Origin of the sequence: Chelatococcus sp. CO-6 (assembly GCF_001271345.1) — a bacterium.
Classification (GTDB): Bacteria; Pseudomonadota; Alphaproteobacteria; order Rhizobiales; family Beijerinckiaceae; genus Chelatococcus_A; species Chelatococcus_A caeni.
Window position 1 is genome coordinate 3,417,386 of sequence record NZ_CP012398.1, and the last position, 14,395, is coordinate 3,431,780.

Below are 14,395 nucleotides of genomic sequence, written 5' to 3' on the forward strand. Positions count from 1 at the left end.
GAACGCCCTCAGACAGGGAGCGGGAGGCAATTCCTTGAGACCGATTGCAATCGTAACAGGCGCAAGCCACGGCATCGGCGCCGCGACAGCTCGGCTGTTCGCAGCTGAAGGCTACGATGTCTGCATAAATTATCTCTCGGACGCTGCGGCTGCATCCAGGGTCGTTGACGACTGCAAGGCCGCAGGCGCCCGCGCGGTCGCGGTGCAGGGAGACATGGGGAAGATCGAGGATATCCAGGCGCTGTTCAGCGCCTGCGACGATGCACTCGGGCGGGTGACCTGCCTGGTCAACAATGCAGGGATCATCGGGAGCGCCTGCAGAATCGAGGATCTGCAGCCTGCAACTCTGGAGAGAACCTTCAGGGTGAACGTATTCGGCGTCATGTATTGCATCCAGGAGGCCGCGAAACGCATGTCGACCCGTAGGGGCGGGAAGGGCGGGGCGATCGTGAACATGTCGTCCCTCGCGGCCTACCTTGGTAGCCCCAACGAATATGTGCACTACGCCGCGAGCAAGGGCGCGGTCGAATCCATCTCCATCGGCGCGGGCAAGGAGCTGGCGCCGGAGGGCATCCGCGTGAATGCCATACGCGTCGGCACCACCAACACGCGGATACATACGCAGGGCGGAAACCCCGAGCGACCGGCGAGGATTGCGGCGGTAACGCCCATGGGCAGGATCGCGGAGCCTGAAGACATCGCGCGCGCGACCCTGTGGCTTGCGTCTCCGGGGTCCGGCTTCGTGACAGGCACCCTGATCACGGTGTCCGGGGGCTCTGATGCCCCGATAGCGTCGCCTCGACCCGGTTCTTGGCCCGGCTCTTGGCGAAGCCTGCAGATCCCCCTTGGCATCGCACGATATCGTATAGGCGCAGCAAGGCGCGGGGCGACGCCGACCGGCGCCAGCAACTGCAACTCCGCCAGTGCCGGCCGGGCCTTCTCCCTGCACCGACCTTCCGCTTCATCAGGACAGTACGAACGGGAAAGTGGCGCCGCGCAGGAATACGGCGGCGCCAGTACCTGAATGGGGGGCGGGCTCCGCTGTGCAAGTCGACGATTGAGACGAAGGATCAACCCGGGCCGCAGGGTCCAATGGGCGCGCTCAGGAAAATCCGACACCGGGAGACCGGCAAACTCCAGGGCGCTAATGGCTGAAAGAGTTCCCCGCAGTGTCCAGCTCTCTCCACCCTTCGCGTTTCAATGCAACCAGGACGCTGGCACGGTCACCAGCTGCGGGAAGATGACCAACAACACGAGGAGGATCATCTCGGCCAGAAGGAAAGGCCAGACGCCCTTCAGGGCTGATCCCATTCTCACCCCGCTGATCCCGCACACCGTGTTGAGAACGGTTCCGACGGGAGGCGTGGTCATGCCGACCGCAGCGGTCATGATGAAGATGACCCCGAAATAGACCGGGTCGATCCCGGCCGCATTCACCAGCGGCATGAGGATGGGCACCAAGATGGTGATCGAAGGTGCAAAATCGAGCACCATGCCGATGATGAAGATCGCCAGGACGATCATGGCCATCAGCAGGGTCGGCGTTTCGATGAATGGCCTGAGAAGAGCAACAAGCTGGCCGGGCAGATTGGAGATCGCCATCATGAAGCCGGTGACCATCGAGGCCGCCACCAGCAGCATGATCACAGCCGTCATGCGACCGGCGGCGAGCAGGGCTTCGTAGAGCAGCTTCGGCGTCAGCTCCCGGTAAACGACCAGTCCCACGAACAGTGCATAAGCGGCGGCAACGACGCCGGCTTCTGTCGGGGTGAAGACGCCAAACCGCAGTCCGACCAGGATGATCACCGGCAGCATCAAAGCCCAGCCGGCGGTCACGATCGCTTTCGGGATATCCCTGCGCGGCACCTTGGGGCGCACCGCAGCGGTTTCCTTCTTGGAGACGAACCACCAGGCGAGGATGAGGCTCACTCCCATCAGGATGCCTGGCACGATTCCAGCCAGAAACAGGCCGATGATGGAGATGTTTGCGGTGACGCCCAGGATGATGAAGCCGACAGAGGGTGGGATGACCGGGGCAATGATGCCGGTCGAGGCCATCAGGCCCGTCGCTCGATCCATGTTGTAGCCTGCATCCCGCATGAGGGGGACCAGCATGACCGCAAGCGTCGCCGTGTCCGCGATGGCGGATCCGGAGAGGCTGGCCATCAGCAGGCCGGTGCCGATGACCACGTATCCGAGACCGCCACGCAGGTGGCCGACGAGCGCCAGGGCCATATGCACGATGCGGCGGGAGAGGCCGCCGGCATTCATGAGTTCGCCGGCAATGAGGAAAAACGGGATCGCCATCAGCGGATAGCTGTCCGCGCCATTCACCAGTCGCTGCGCGAGGATCTGCGCATCCAGATTTCCCAGCAGGATCATCAGCGCGACCGCCGACAGCATAAGGGCGAAGCCGATGGGAATCCCGATGCCGATCGCACCCAGAAGGGAGCCAAGAAATACGACGCCGCTCACGGCATTTTCTCCGACGGTAGCGCGGGAATCACTGTCAGCGGCGGCTCAGCGGTGTCTGCGCCCGCCCATGTGACGGGCAGGCTGCCGCGCAGTGATTGCCACAGCCCGACAATGAGACACAGAGCCATCGTGATGGCAGCGACGAGCGCCGCCGCGTAGGTGAGGCCGACGGGCAGCCCCGACAGTGCAGCGCGGTTGTTCCATTCGATGACGGTTAGTGACCAGCTGCCCTTCGCCAGGAGCCAGCAACACCAGAGCATCAGGCCGTAGGAAACAAGAAAGCAGGCGAAGCGCGCTTTTCGGGGGAACCGGGATACCAAGGTGTCGACGCTGAGATGTGCCCCCTTGGCCAGCGCAACCGCGGAACCGAGGAAGATGATCCACACGAAGAGCACGCGGGAAACTTCTACGGAAAACGCAATGCCGGAGCTGAACCCGTACCGCAGCACGACATTTGAGAAGACGAGGAGGCTCATGACGGCCATGCCGGCGACGATGAGGACGTCAAAAACCTTGAAAAGCCGCTGCAATGGTATGGGCATAGCTGCTTCCAGAATGTTGTGCGCTCATGCGACGCCTTGCCGTACTCCGACGGAGATACGGAGAGCCGTGAGCATGGCGCTACCCGCATGCTGGCCGGGAAAGAAACGCCCTGTCGCGTAAGGCCTGTGCTGCCATTCCAGTTGAACAGCGCGCAGGGGCAAAAGCGACGTTCCCTCCAACCACTACGACAGGAGGTTTCAAGCCATGCTTCCGGCGTCAGACGCCTTCCACCACGGTCAGATGTGCCTTGGCGTACTTGACGCGTGCCTCGATGGCCTTCCGATACTCGGGGGAGTTGTAGCAGGCGAGGGCAGTCTCGTAGTCCTTGAACTCGATCACAGCCACGCGGTTCGCGTCCGGCCCTTCCATGACCTGGTGTCTTCCGGCGCGAACGACAAAAGTCGCGCCGTATTTGTCGAAAGCGGCCTTGTTCAAGGCAATGTATTCTTTGTAGCCCTCCTGGTCTGCAATATCGACCATTGCAACCCAGTAACCTTTTTTTGTCATTGCTTTTCCTCCCAGCAGCAATTCCCGCCCCCTCTCGCCGAAGGTCGGACAGCCCGATGCATTCACTTTCGGTGCACGTGAGCTTGCCGTTGATCCTCCCCGATCATACGACTAGGAGCGCATTGCGGAACATTGACTACAATATGGACATTTTGTCCACGAACGTGTAGTGCCGCCATGTTCAGTTGTCAAGCTTGCGAGGAGTTATGCCATGAGCCTGAGTGACCTCCAGGACGAAGCAGATGTGAGGGCTCCCCATCCCGTGCAGGGAGCGGCTTCGTTCTCGAAGTTCATGACGGTGCTCCAGATCATCGCGGATTCCCCCGGGACACTGGACATTGCCCAACTGACCAAGCGTGCGCGTTTCCCGCGGGGGACGGTCTACCGGCTCGTGTCGGCGCTCGTCGCCGAGGGACTCATCACACAGTCCGGGGAGAGCGGAACGTTTCGCCTTGGGCCGCGCCTTCTCCAGCTCGCTGCCAAGACCTGGGAGGATTCCGACCTGCGGACGATCGCAAGGGACTTTCTGGTATCGCTCCGCGACGCAACGGATGAGGCCGTGCACCTTGCGGTGCCCAGCAACAACCGGATGGTCTACATAGACAAGCTGGTTGGCTCCAGCACAGTTCAGATGAAGACGAGCATTGGCGGCCAGGTTGAACTTCACTCCACATCCGTGGGCAAGGCGTGGCTGTCCGGCCTGCCGGACGAGCGGTTGCTGGAAGTCATCAAGGGGCTGGAGTTAAAGCGCCACACCGCCAAGACGCTAACCACGCCCGAGGCGCTGCTCGAGGAACTGAAGCGGACGCGCGAGCAGGGGTTTGCATTCGATGACGAGGAGAACGAGCCGGACATTCGTTGTCTCGGCAGCCCCATCTTCAATCGTCAGCGGGATCCGGTCGGAGCGATAAGCGTCAGTATGCCGGTATACCGGCACGACGCGCGACGTCACGAACTCTGCGCCAGGCTGGTGCGTCAGACGGCGAAACGGATCACCGCCGAATTGTCCAGGATTCTGTAGCGCCGTCGTTCGGGGAAAGGCATCGAAAGACAGTCGTGCTCGTGCCCGGTGACCTCGGGCGCCGGCAGCTTGGCTGCCGCTGGATCTGGATCACTTGACCTGAGGGCCCTGCCCGTCATTGCGCGCGATCGTCGGAAGCGGTGCCCCAGGCGAAGGAGCGCTCGACGACCCGGCGCCTTGGCAGGAGAACGAAGCCGCGCTTGGCCTCGGACTATTTGACGACGCGCAACGGGATGCCGTTGCGCAGGTCCGGCGCTCGCGCCCCGCAAGCGCCGTCTCAGGCCTTGATCCCGGCGAGCGCCGCCTTCCCCCAGGTTCCCATGAGCATGTGCAAGAAGCGCTCGGCCGCGGGCGAAAGCGATGCGCCTCGGCGGCGGACGACGCCGATCGTGCGCGAGATTTCCGGGTTGCGGATGGGGCGCGTGACGAGGAACGGGTGCTCGCCTTGCGGCGTCGCCATCTGCGGCAGTACCGATATGCCGAGCCCGGCCTCGACCAGCCCGAGCGACGTCGACAGGTGTGTCACCTCGTAGAACCAACGCAGCTTGATGTTCGATTTCGCCAGCGCGGAATCGAGCAGGGTGCGGTTGGCGCTCGACCTGTAGACCGTGATGAGGTGGTAGGGCGCAAGATCGGCCCAGCGCACCTCCGGCCGGGCGGCGAGCGGATGGTCCTTGCGGGCCGCGAGCACGAAGGGATCCTCCACCAGCCGGTCGAAGGCGAGGTCAGGGTCCGACGTGCCCATGATGTTGATGCCGAACTCGACCTCGCCGCGTGCCACCGCCTGCAGCCCCTCCGTCGCCGGCAGGTCGAGGATGCGGAAGCGGATGTTCGGATACTCCGCATTGAACTGCCGGATGACGGTCGGCAGGAAGTAAAAGGCGGCCGTGGGCAGGCAGGCGATGGTGACGAGCCCGCCACGATTGACGCCGATCTCGCGCACGGAGAACAGCGATCCGTCGAATTCCTCCAGCATGCGCCTGACCAGTGGGACAAGTTCCACCCCGAGCGCGGTCGGCGACACATGGCGTGTGGTGCGCTCAAGGAGCGGGGCGCCGATCACCGTCTCCAGCTTCTGGATGCGGCGGCTCAAGGCCGGCTGTGAGATGTGCAGCGCCTCCGCCGCGCGGTGGAAACTCGCCAGTTCCACGACGCTCAGGAAGGCGCGCAGATCGAGGATCTCGCAATTGATGCTCATTGCGCATCAATTCTGGAAATATCGGCATTTAACATATCAATGCTCCGACGGAATAATGCCGTTGATTGATACGGCAATCGCATAACTCCTGCGGGGGCACAAGGATGAACGACCTGTTGCCCATTCCGTGCGTTCTGATGCGCGGCGGCACCTCGAAGGGGCCCTTCTTCCTGGCGCGGGACCTGCCGACGGATGAGGCCGAGCGCGACAGGATCCTGCTGTCGGTGATGGGCTCCGGCCATCCGCTGCAGATCGACGGCATCGGCGGCGGCAATCCGGTGACGAGCAAGGTGGCCATTGTCGGCCCGGCGAGCATTGCGGGAGCGGATGTCGACTACCTCTTCGCGCAGGTGCGGATCGATCGCAACATCGTCGATACCTCGCCCAACTGCGGCAACATGCTCGCGGCTGTGGGCCCCTTCGCCATCGAGGCCGGGCTCGTGCCCGTGCGGGGGACGACGACGCGCGTGTGCATCCATAACGTCAATACCGGCAAGCTGATCGAGGCCGAGGTGCCGACGCCGAACGGCGGCGTCTCCTATCTCGGCGATGCGGCCATCGACGGGGTCCCCGGTTCGGCCGCGCCGATCGCGCTGACCTTCGTCGATGCGGCGGGCGCGCGCACAGGCAAGCTGTTTCCCACCGGGCGGCCGCTCGATGTCATCGACGGCGTCACCGTCACCTGCATCGATTGCGCCATGCCAATGATGCTCGTCGAGGCCGCGGCCCTCGGCGTCAGCGGATACGAGACCGCAGCCGTGCTCAACGGCGACGGGGCGCTTCTGGAGCGGCTCGAGAGCCTGCGGCGGGCTGCAGGCGTGCGGATGGGCATGGGAGACGTGAGCAACGAGGTCATCCCCAAGCCGGTGCTGATGTCCCGGCCGAAGGCGGGCGGGGACATCAGCGTGCGCTATTTCATGCCGCAGCAATGCCATCCGTCGCTGGCGACGACCGGTGCCGTCGGCATTGTGACGGCCTGTATCAGCGACGATACGCTGGCATCGCGCGTCATCGGCACCCGCAAGCCGCCGCTCGTCCTGTCGATCGAGCATCCGAGCGGTCACCTCGACGTCGCGCTGCAGGAGCGGGACGGCAAGGTCGTGGCGGGGATCCTGCGCACGGCGCGCCGCCTCTTCGAAGGCCATGTCTTCGCCAAGCCCGCCGGACAGTTCGTCCGCGCAGCCTAACGATCACGGTGCCCGCAGAGGCGCCGCACAACCAGGAGGAAACACCCATGCGCAAGTTCTTACTCGCCCTTGCGGCGACCGCCGCTTTCGCCGGTCCGGCCCTGGCGGAGCCGGTGCGGATCAGCGTCGGCTCCTTCAACCTCAACAATCTGCCGTTCCCGGTTGCTGTCGGCCTCGGGCTGTACGAACAGGAGGGCCTCGACGTCACCGTCGAGAATTTCGCCTCGGGCGGCTCCAAGACGCTGCAGGCGCTCGTCGCCGGCTCCACAGACATCGCCGTCGGCTTCTACGATCATACGATCCAGATGCAGGCGCAGAACAAGAACGTCGTCGCCTTCGTGCAACTCGCCCGCAACTCCGGCCTGGTGCTCGCCGGCGGCAGGAGCAGCACATTCGACCCCGACAAGCCGGAAACGATCAAGGGCGCCAAGATCGGCATAACCGCGCCCGGTTCGTCATCCGACTTCTTCGTGCGCTACTATCTGCAGCGGCATGGCCTTGCAGCCGATGACGTGTCGCTGATCGGTGTTGGTTCCGGCTCCGCGGCCGTGGCCGCGCTCGAACAGGGCAAGGTCGATCTGCTCGTCAATTACGATCCGGCGGCGACCTTCATCGAGGCCAAGGGCGTGGGCACCATCCTGATCGATGGGCGCAGCGATGACGGCGCCAGGGAGATCTATGGCGGCATCTACCCGACCTCGGTGCTCTATGCCACCCAGAGCTATATCGACGCCCATCCGCAGACCATCCAGAAGGTCACCAATGCCACGGTCAAGGCCTTGGCGTGGATCAAGGCGCATTCCGCAGAAGAAATCGTCGACAAGCTGCCGCAGCAATTCATCTCGGGCGATCGCGACACCTATGTGAAGGCGGTCGAGAAAGCCAAGGCGATCTTCTCGGCCGATGGCCTCTTCGATGCAAAGGACGTCGAGACCCCGCTCACCGTGCTCAGGACTTTCAACGAGAAGGTCGCGGCGGCCAAGATCGACCTGTCAAAGACCTACACGAACAAGTTCGTTCTCGACGCGCCGCGCGCTGTCGCGAATTGACCGGGGAGGAGGCCATGGCACTCGCCATTGTGAAAGAGACAACCGTGCAGCCCCGGTCCGCCTCGAAGCCGATGGTCTGCGTCGACGCCGTCACCATGTCCTTTGGTGACTTTGTGGCGGTCGAGAATGTCGATCTGACGGTCGCCGACGGCGAATTCCTCACGATCGTCGGCCCGACCGGCTGCGGCAAGAGCACCATCCTCAACGCCATCGCCGGCCTGCTGAAGCCGGCGAGCGGCACCGTCTCCATCGACGGGGCGCCGGTCCGCGGCGTGCGCAACGACATCGGCTATCTCTTCCAGCAGGACGCTCTCCTGCCCTGGAAGACGGCGCTGGAGAACGTCGAGCTCGGCCCTCTGTTCAAGGGCATGGGTGCCGCGGAGCGGCGCGAGAGGGCAACGACCTGGCTCGCCAAGGTCGGGCTGAAGGGGTTCGAGGATCGCTATCCGCACCAGCTTTCCGGCGGACAGCGCAAGCGCGTACAGATGGCGCAGGCGCTCATCAGCGGGCCGAAGGTGATCCTCATGGACGAGCCCTTCTCGGCCCTCGACATCCATACCCGCCACCTCATGCAGAACGAGCTGCTGAGGCTGTGGCAGGAGGAACGGCGCGCCGTCGTCATGATCACCCACGATCTCGAAGAGGCGATCGCGCTCGGTGACCGCGTGGTGGTACTCGCGGCCGGTCCCCGCTCGCGCGTCATCGACAGCTTCCCCGTCGCCCTGGAGCGACCGCGCGACGTTGCCGAGATCAAGCTCGATCAGCGCTTTACCGATCTTTACCGCAATATCTGGTCGTCGCTGCGCGGCGAAGTGGAGAAGAGCTATGAACGCCACGACTGAACGCCTCATCCAGCTCGCCCTGCTGGTCGCCGTCCTCGGCGGGTGGCAGCTCGGCGTCGTCCTTGGGGTCATCGACGTCTTCTTCTTTCCTGCACCCGTCGACATCTTCAATCAGGTGGTCGCCTGGGTGACGAACGCAGGCTTTTATGTGCACGTCACGACCACGCTCACTGAAACCGTGCTCGGCTATCTCATCGGCACCGGCCTCGGCGTGGCGGCGGGCGTGTGGCTGGGGCTGAGCCGGTCGGCCGCGCGCATTCTCGACCCCTTCATCAAGTGCCTGAACGCCGTTCCCCGGGTGGTACTGGCGCCCATCTTCGTGCTCTGGCTCGGCCTCGGCCTCTGGTCCAAGGTGGCGCTCGCCGTCACGCTCGTCTTTTTCGTGACGTTCTTCAACGCCATGCAAGGTGTGCGCGAGGTCAATCCCGTCGTCCTCGCCAATGCCCGGCTTCTCGGCGCCAGTCGGCCGGATCTGCTGCGTCACGTCTATTTCCCGGCAGCGGCGAGCTGGATTCTCTCCTCGCTGCGCACGTCCGTGGGCTTTGCCGTGGTCGGCGCTATCATCGGCGAATACCTCGGCTCCTCCGCCGGTCTCGGGCATCTCATCGCCCAGGCGGAGGGCAACTTCGACGCCGTCGGGGTTTTCGCCGGAATTCTCGTCCTCGCCGTCTTCGTGCTCCTGATCGACAGCATTCTCGACGTGGCCGAGAAGCGCTTGATCAAGTGGCGGCCGAACGTGGCAGAAAAACCGGCGTGACGGGGAGGGGCCTCGCCGACAGATGGCCAATGTCGTCGGCGGACAGCTGACCGGTGACCCGACGGAAGACCAGATCAGGGCCGGCTGTCAGCAAAGCGATATCCGCCCGGGCCTGTTCGATTGGCTGATTTCACCTGCGTCAGAGGGGCGAGCGCGGCCCGGCCGTTCTGTGACCGCCGCGGCCACGGCAATATATGGCCCGCCCCTCTGCAAGCGTGATGTTCAGGAGCGCGCAAGCTTCTCACCCATGTATCTGGCCTCGGCGATAGGGCGTGCACATCGAGCTGCTCTTGATCGGGACGAAGCTGGCTCAAACGGTCAAGAACATGTCCCGTTCGATCAAGCAGGCGACGCTCGAACTCCATAGTCCTCCAATCACCATCGGTTCTGCTCAGCGGTAGCCTTCCTGCCGTGGAAGGAAGCCGTTTTGCGAGTGACGTCGGGCGGACGAGATGGCAGGGCGGGGCTGGCGATCCCGAGGGAGGAAGCCGACAATGACTATGATCGAGGATCCGAGGCTGGCCAGCCGGAGCGGAAGGAGCGTTCAAGGTGCAGCCGACAGCATGGTCGCCGCGATGCAGGCCAATCTCGATGGCCTTGATGTCATCGCCAGGACTGCCCAGCATTCCGTGGAGAGCTGCGGCAGCGCGGTGTCCGCATTGATCCGGCGATGCGCGGACCAGGCCCTTCGCGGCGCGGGCCTCAGTGATCCGGAGACGCAGCGGCTGGCCTCGCAGGTCGCAGACGCACTGCAAAATCTGACACAGGCCAATGTGGCTCTTGCCGATGCCTTCGAGGAGGTTGGCCGCGAATGGCTGCGCCTCAGCAAGGTCCTTCTGCGACGCAATCTCGACGAGTTGAACGCGTTCGGCCGTTGCCGATCGACAAGCGAGCACCTCGACATGCAGCGCTCCCGCCTGTTCGCGCACCTCGAACAGAGCATCGAAACCAGCCGACGCTTCGCCCGGATCGCGCAGGCCTTCGCCGGCGAGATTCCGGCCGCCCAGGCCCGGACGGAACAGATGCTGCGATCCGCAAATGACGTGTGGGGGTCGGGCTTATGGCGCGAGCCGGTGGACGCAACGCCGTGATGGCGACGTCGCCATGAACGCGGGAGGAGGCTCCGATGAGAACTGCTGGTGCCATGGGGATCGCCGCACTTGCCCTGAGCTTCATCGCGACCGCCTCAGCGCCGGCCAGGGCCGGCGCTGAGGAGAGGCTCGCCGCGTATCAGGGGGCGTGGCTGGCGAAGGGGCTCGACTGCGCGGAGGTCTACGTATCTTCAGCGAAGGGGATGTCGTTCAGGCAGCCGACTGACCTGTTCGCGCCCGCCTTCGTGATTTCCGGCGACCGCCTCACGACACCTGGAGCGGCCTGCCAGATCAGGTCCGTACGGCCGTCGGGTGATCGCCAGGAGTTTGCGCTCGACTGCGTCAATGCCGTCGCGGGGCAGGAGATGCGCGTGCTCATGGCGACATTCCCGGATGGCTCGCTGAAGCGTTTCCTCAATCCCGAGGATACGATCGGCAGCGCCTATTTCCGCTGCCCCTGACAGGTCCGGAGCACCCACCCCCGCCACAGGGTGGGACGAGCGTAGCGGGGGCGGAGTGTCCTCTGGCTCGCGCGAGGGGCTGATGCGCCGAAGGCCGGCCGCAAACCGCATAGCCGGTCGGCCCATCGTCGACGGGCGCAGCCGGACTTCGAGCGGACGGTGCGCCTGTGCGGCCGATGCTCCGGCATCCTTCCCAAACCCGAGGAGGCCACGATGGCATTCCTGCCGAGCGACCATTCGGAGATCGAAATTCTTCCCGACGGATCTGCGGTCGAGATCCGGGCCCTTGCGGAGGACGATCGGGCCGGCATGCTCGCCGCGGTCGATCGGATGAGCGAACGCTCCCTGTATCAGCGCTTCTTCGCCTTCAAGCGCTGCCTCACCGAGCGAGAGATCGAATTCTACGTGGACATCGACTTTACAGGCCATGTCGCCCTGGTCGCCGTGCTGGAGGAAGACGGACAGCCGCTCATTGTCGGCGGCGGTCGATACATCGTGGTGCGGCCCGGCCGCGCCGAGGTCGCCATTGCCGTCGACGATGCTCATCAGGGGCGGGGGATAGGCGGGCTCCTCCTGCATCATCTCGCGGTCCTGGCGCAGCGTGCCGGAATACGGGAACTGGTCGCGGACATCCTGCCGGAGAACCGCGCCATGATGAAGCTGTGCAAGGAGAGCGGCCTCGGAATGAAGGCAAGCTACGAGCCCGGCACGTGCCACGTGACGCTGCAGCTACGATAGGGGCAAGTGCCTGACGAACGTCGGCCAGCTCGGCAACGGTGCCAGCGGCGCATTGCAAGGCGACAAGCGGGCTCCAGTCCCTGGGCCGCCGCCTTCATCACTTGGCGCAAGATGACTTGACGCAAGCCACCGGGGCATTCCTGCAGCAGAGGGAGCCGCCGGGCACCTCCTTGCCGGCGGCGCGCCAAGCTCTGTCTCGCCATGAGCGGCGTCGTGCGTCCCAAAACGACCTTCTACACTCGAAAGCACTCACTCTCAGCCGGCGAACTCGCAGGTCGTTTCGAGCGGGACGGAAAGTTCTGCTGGAACGCATTGAATCTATAAATAATTCGCCATTTTTCTGCCAATTTTGCGTTTGCGAGCGCGTATCATCTTGCTGCATCCTATGGTTGCTTGAGTTGCATCAATGTATTGGCTGTTTTATCGAGTTTCATTACTATCTCTTTATGATCGGTGCGATTTCTGCAGGGTGCCATGACGAAGCAAAACCCGTGGCCCGCGTCCACGGACGGCCCTGAGCCGCCGTCGCGGGCGATCGAACTGAGCCGGCGCACCCTTCCGCCCGGCTTTATCCATCTCGGCGTTGCCAAGGAGATCGTGCCGGCTCTGCGGGACCTTGGGGTCGATCCCGGACCGCTCATTCGCGAGGCCGGGCTGGATCTGCGTCTGTTCGACGACGGCTCGAACGTGATCCCGTTCACCGCTCTGGGCCGCCTCCTCACCCTAGGCGTGACGCAAAGCGGCTGTCAGCACCTTGGGCTCCTGGTCGGCTCGCGGGCGACGATCCAGTCGTTGGGGATCGTCGGGCGCCTGATGCAGCACTCGCAGACGTTGGGCGAAGCCTTGTGGGCCCTCGTCTCGAACCTGAGCATCCAGAACCGCGGGGCTGTGCCGTCGCTGGCGGTCTACGGCGATCGGGCAGTGTTCAGCTGTTCCGTCTACCTGCCCAACGTGGAGAGTGCCGACCAGATATCCGACGGCTCGATCGCCGTGACCGTCAACGCCGTGCGCGCGATTTGCGGACCGGAGTGGAACCCGTCGGAAGTGCTGCTGCCGCGTGCCCGCCCGGCGGATGACGAGCCCTACCGACGCCATTTCCGAGCCCCGGTCAGGTTCAACGAGGAGACGGCGGCCATCGTTTTTCCCGCCGCGGATCTCGATCGGCAGGTCATTGGTGCGGACCCTCTGATAAGGGCCGTTCTGGAGGAAATGCTCCGACAGATGAAGGGGGACAAACAGTCCATCTTCGCGGACGACATCCGGCGACTGCTGCGGACGCGGCTGACGGAGAGCCGGTGTTCCGCTGCCGATATCGCCCGCTCGCTCGCCATGCACCGGCGCACCCTGAGCCGCCACCTGAGGGGCTGCGGTGTCGGATATCGGGGCCTCGCGAACGAGATCCGCTTCGAGATTGCGCGCCAGCTGCTGGAGGACACCGACGTGCCGCTTGCGCAGATCGCAGCCGCGCTCGGCTACTCGGAGGCCAGTGCCTTCACCCGCGCGTTCCGGCGCTGGTCCAGCCTGACGCCGACCGCCTGGCGGGCCGAGAGGCGCCGCGAAGGTGCGGCGGTGGCCCAAACTGACAATCGTCTGTCCCCTCCGGTCAAGCCGGCGAGCGGGGCCCGTCTACAGTGATGCCTCTGCCTCAGCTCCCGCATCGGGAGGCTGGGGTCCCGTCCGGCCTTGTCGCCGGCGTGCCAGGGAGGTCGCACGATGGAACGAAGGACGTTTCCGGGCCTCAGCCCCGCGATGACGAAAACCGCGCTGGGGCTGTTCGTGTGCATGGCCGTCACGGGTGCGCCCTGGCAGGCCGCGGCGGACGAGGATGCCGCTCGCAGCATCCTGAAGACGATGACCGATTTCGTCAGTCGCCAGGATAACCTTTCGGTCAAATACGATGCCGATGTCGAGGTGGTGACGCCGGCCATCCAGAAAATCCAGTTCAGTGCGTCCGGAGAATTCGTCATGAGCCGCCCGGACAAGTTCCGGGTGAGCCGCACCGGCGGTTATGCCGATGTCGAGCTGATCTCCGATGGGGCGCGGGTCACCGTTCATGACCGGGGCGGCAACCGCTATGCAGAACTCGCCGGTGCCCGTTCCTTCGATGAAGTCGTCGAGAAACTCCGGAACGAGGCGGGCGTCGAGGTCCCGGGCGCAGACCTCCTTCTGTCGAAGCCCTATGACGAGCTGATGGCCGGGGTGCTCGAGGCCATGCACGTCGGCCGCGGCGTCATCGACGGTACCGAATGCGAGCACCTTGCCTTCCGCAACCTCGATACCGACTGGCAGATCTGGATCGAGGCGGGCGACCGGCCCGTGCCGCGCAAATATGTCATTACCAGCAAGGCGGTCGGCGCCGCGCCGCAGTATACGCTGCGGCTGAAGGACTGGCAGACCGGGGCAGCGCCTGCGGCGGATGCCTTCGTGTTCAAGCCACCGCCGGGAAGTACCGGCGTCGAGGTCACGATGCTCGACGATATCGACGACGTGCCGGCGGGCGTGACACCGGGAGGCGACAAATGAGAA

General features: G+C 64.3%; 15 protein-coding genes and 1 pseudogene. 11 read left to right on the forward strand and 5 right to left on the reverse strand.

Going from position 1 to position 14,395, the window contains the following annotated elements:
* Positions 1–34: 34 nt before the first annotated feature.
* Positions 35–1,024, forward strand: coding sequence for an SDR family oxidoreductase (locus AL346_RS16015; protein ID WP_082312543.1), 990 nt, complete (start codon positions 35–37; stop codon positions 1,022–1,024).
* 173 nt (positions 1,025–1,197) lie between these two features.
* Here the strand turns inward: AL346_RS16015 and AL346_RS16020 are convergent, their stop codons facing one another.
* The 3 genes from AL346_RS16020 to AL346_RS16030 form a co-directional block, all read right to left on the reverse strand.
* Positions 1,198–2,475: a TRAP transporter large permease gene (locus AL346_RS16020; RefSeq protein WP_019400927.1), complete on the reverse strand. Its 1,278-nt coding sequence runs from the start codon at positions 2,473–2,475 to the stop codon at positions 1,198–1,200.
* Entirely contained in the window at positions 2,472–3,017 is a 546-nt protein-coding gene (locus AL346_RS16025) for a TRAP transporter small permease (protein ID WP_019400928.1), read from the reverse strand. Before AL346_RS16025 ends, AL346_RS16020 begins: the two co-directional genes overlap by 4 nt.
* A gap of 217 nt (positions 3,018–3,234) precedes the next feature.
* A complete protein-coding gene (locus AL346_RS16030) occupies positions 3,235–3,525 on the reverse strand; it encodes a DUF1330 domain-containing protein (RefSeq protein WP_026014913.1) in 291 nt (96 codons plus the stop codon).
* Between the two features lie 211 nt (positions 3,526–3,736).
* On the opposite strand from AL346_RS16030, the gene AL346_RS16035 reads away from it, so the two are divergent.
* Positions 3,737–4,546 carry an IclR family transcriptional regulator gene (locus tag AL346_RS16035; RefSeq protein ID WP_019400930.1) on the forward strand — a complete coding sequence of 270 codons (810 nt, stop codon included), beginning with the start codon at positions 3,737–3,739 and terminating at the stop codon, positions 4,544–4,546.
* A gap of 145 nt (positions 4,547–4,691) precedes the next feature.
* On the opposite strand, the pseudogene AL346_RS25135 reads toward AL346_RS16035, so the two are convergent.
* A pseudogene (locus tag AL346_RS25135) lies at positions 4,692–4,787 on the reverse strand (IS5/IS1182 family transposase); the annotation flags it as partial.
* Between the two features lie 36 nt (positions 4,788–4,823).
* On the reverse strand, positions 4,824–5,744 hold the full coding sequence (locus tag AL346_RS16040; RefSeq protein ID WP_019400931.1) for a LysR family transcriptional regulator: 921 nt from the start codon (positions 5,742–5,744) through the stop codon (positions 4,824–4,826).
* A gap of 104 nt (positions 5,745–5,848) precedes the next feature.
* Here AL346_RS16040 and AL346_RS16045 point away from each other — a divergent pair, with 104 nt between their 5' ends.
* The 9 genes from AL346_RS16045 to AL346_RS16085 all read left to right on the forward strand — a co-directional run bounded on the left by AL346_RS16045 (position 5,849) and on the right by AL346_RS16085 (position 14,392).
* Positions 5,849–6,931, forward strand: a complete 1,083-nt coding sequence (locus AL346_RS16045; RefSeq protein WP_026014914.1) for a 4-oxalomesaconate tautomerase — start codon at positions 5,849–5,851, stop codon at positions 6,929–6,931.
* 47 nt (positions 6,932–6,978) lie between these two features.
* Positions 6,979–7,980, forward strand: a complete 1,002-nt coding sequence (locus tag AL346_RS16050) for an ABC transporter substrate-binding protein (protein ID WP_019400933.1) — start codon at positions 6,979–6,981, stop codon at positions 7,978–7,980.
* A 14-nt stretch (positions 7,981–7,994) separates the two neighbouring features.
* Positions 7,995–8,822: an ABC transporter ATP-binding protein gene (locus AL346_RS16055; RefSeq protein ID WP_053193854.1), complete on the forward strand. Its 828-nt coding sequence runs from the start codon at positions 7,995–7,997 to the stop codon at positions 8,820–8,822.
* Complete coding sequence (locus AL346_RS16060; RefSeq protein ID WP_019400935.1) at positions 8,806–9,579, forward strand: ABC transporter permease; 774 nt, start codon at positions 8,806–8,808, stop codon at positions 9,577–9,579. Before AL346_RS16055 ends, AL346_RS16060 begins: the two co-directional genes overlap by 17 nt.
* 494 nt (positions 9,580–10,073) lie before the next feature.
* Complete coding sequence (locus AL346_RS16065) at positions 10,074–10,670, forward strand: phasin family protein (RefSeq protein ID WP_157672213.1); 597 nt, start codon at positions 10,074–10,076, stop codon at positions 10,668–10,670.
* A 53-nt stretch (positions 10,671–10,723) separates the two neighbouring features.
* Positions 10,724–11,131 (forward strand): hypothetical protein, encoded by a 408-nt coding sequence (locus AL346_RS16070; RefSeq protein ID WP_019400938.1) that lies wholly within the window; start codon positions 10,724–10,726, stop codon positions 11,129–11,131.
* A 213-nt stretch (positions 11,132–11,344) separates the two neighbouring features.
* Positions 11,345–11,869 (forward strand): GNAT family N-acetyltransferase, encoded by a 525-nt coding sequence (locus tag AL346_RS16075; RefSeq protein WP_019400939.1) that lies wholly within the window; start codon positions 11,345–11,347, stop codon positions 11,867–11,869.
* Positions 11,870–12,343: 474 nt separating this feature from the next.
* The gene (locus AL346_RS16080) at positions 12,344–13,504 is read left to right on the forward strand and encodes an AraC family transcriptional regulator (RefSeq protein WP_019400940.1); all 1,161 of its coding nucleotides are present in this window, start codon (positions 12,344–12,346) and stop codon (positions 13,502–13,504) included.
* A gap of 147 nt (positions 13,505–13,651) precedes the next feature.
* Entirely contained in the window at positions 13,652–14,392 is a 741-nt protein-coding gene (locus tag AL346_RS16085) for a DUF2092 domain-containing protein (protein WP_371179626.1), read from the forward strand.
* Positions 14,393–14,395 lie beyond the last annotated feature (3 nt).

Excerpts from the sequence above, each read along its gene's own strand:
- AL346_RS16060 (WP_019400935.1), top strand. The coding sequence starts at position 8,806 with ATGAACGCCACGACTGAACGCCTCATCCAGCTCGCCCTGCTGGTCGCC.
- AL346_RS16085 (WP_371179626.1), top strand. The coding sequence starts at position 13,652 with ATGGCCGTCACGGGTGCGCCCTGGCAGGCCGCGGCGGACGAGGATGCC.
- AL346_RS16025 (WP_019400928.1), bottom strand. The coding sequence starts at position 3,017 with ATGCCCATACCATTGCAGCGGCTTTTCAAGGTTTTTGACGTCCTCATC.
- AL346_RS16050 (WP_019400933.1), top strand. The coding sequence starts at position 6,979 with ATGCGCAAGTTCTTACTCGCCCTTGCGGCGACCGCCGCTTTCGCCGGT.
- AL346_RS16040 (WP_019400931.1), bottom strand. The coding sequence starts at position 5,744 with ATGAGCATCAATTGCGAGATCCTCGATCTGCGCGCCTTCCTGAGCGTC.
- AL346_RS16035 (WP_019400930.1), top strand. The coding sequence starts at position 3,737 with ATGAGCCTGAGTGACCTCCAGGACGAAGCAGATGTGAGGGCTCCCCAT.
- AL346_RS16065 (WP_157672213.1), top strand. The coding sequence starts at position 10,074 with ATGACTATGATCGAGGATCCGAGGCTGGCCAGCCGGAGCGGAAGGAGC.
- AL346_RS16075 (WP_019400939.1), top strand. The coding sequence starts at position 11,345 with ATGGCATTCCTGCCGAGCGACCATTCGGAGATCGAAATTCTTCCCGAC.
- AL346_RS16080 (WP_019400940.1), top strand. The coding sequence starts at position 12,344 with ATGACGAAGCAAAACCCGTGGCCCGCGTCCACGGACGGCCCTGAGCCG.
- AL346_RS16070 (WP_019400938.1), top strand. The coding sequence starts at position 10,724 with ATGGGGATCGCCGCACTTGCCCTGAGCTTCATCGCGACCGCCTCAGCG.
- AL346_RS16030 (WP_026014913.1), bottom strand. The coding sequence starts at position 3,525 with ATGACAAAAAAAGGTTACTGGGTTGCAATGGTCGATATTGCAGACCAG.
- AL346_RS16055 (WP_053193854.1), top strand. The coding sequence starts at position 7,995 with ATGGCACTCGCCATTGTGAAAGAGACAACCGTGCAGCCCCGGTCCGCC.
- AL346_RS16045 (WP_026014914.1), top strand. The coding sequence starts at position 5,849 with ATGAACGACCTGTTGCCCATTCCGTGCGTTCTGATGCGCGGCGGCACC.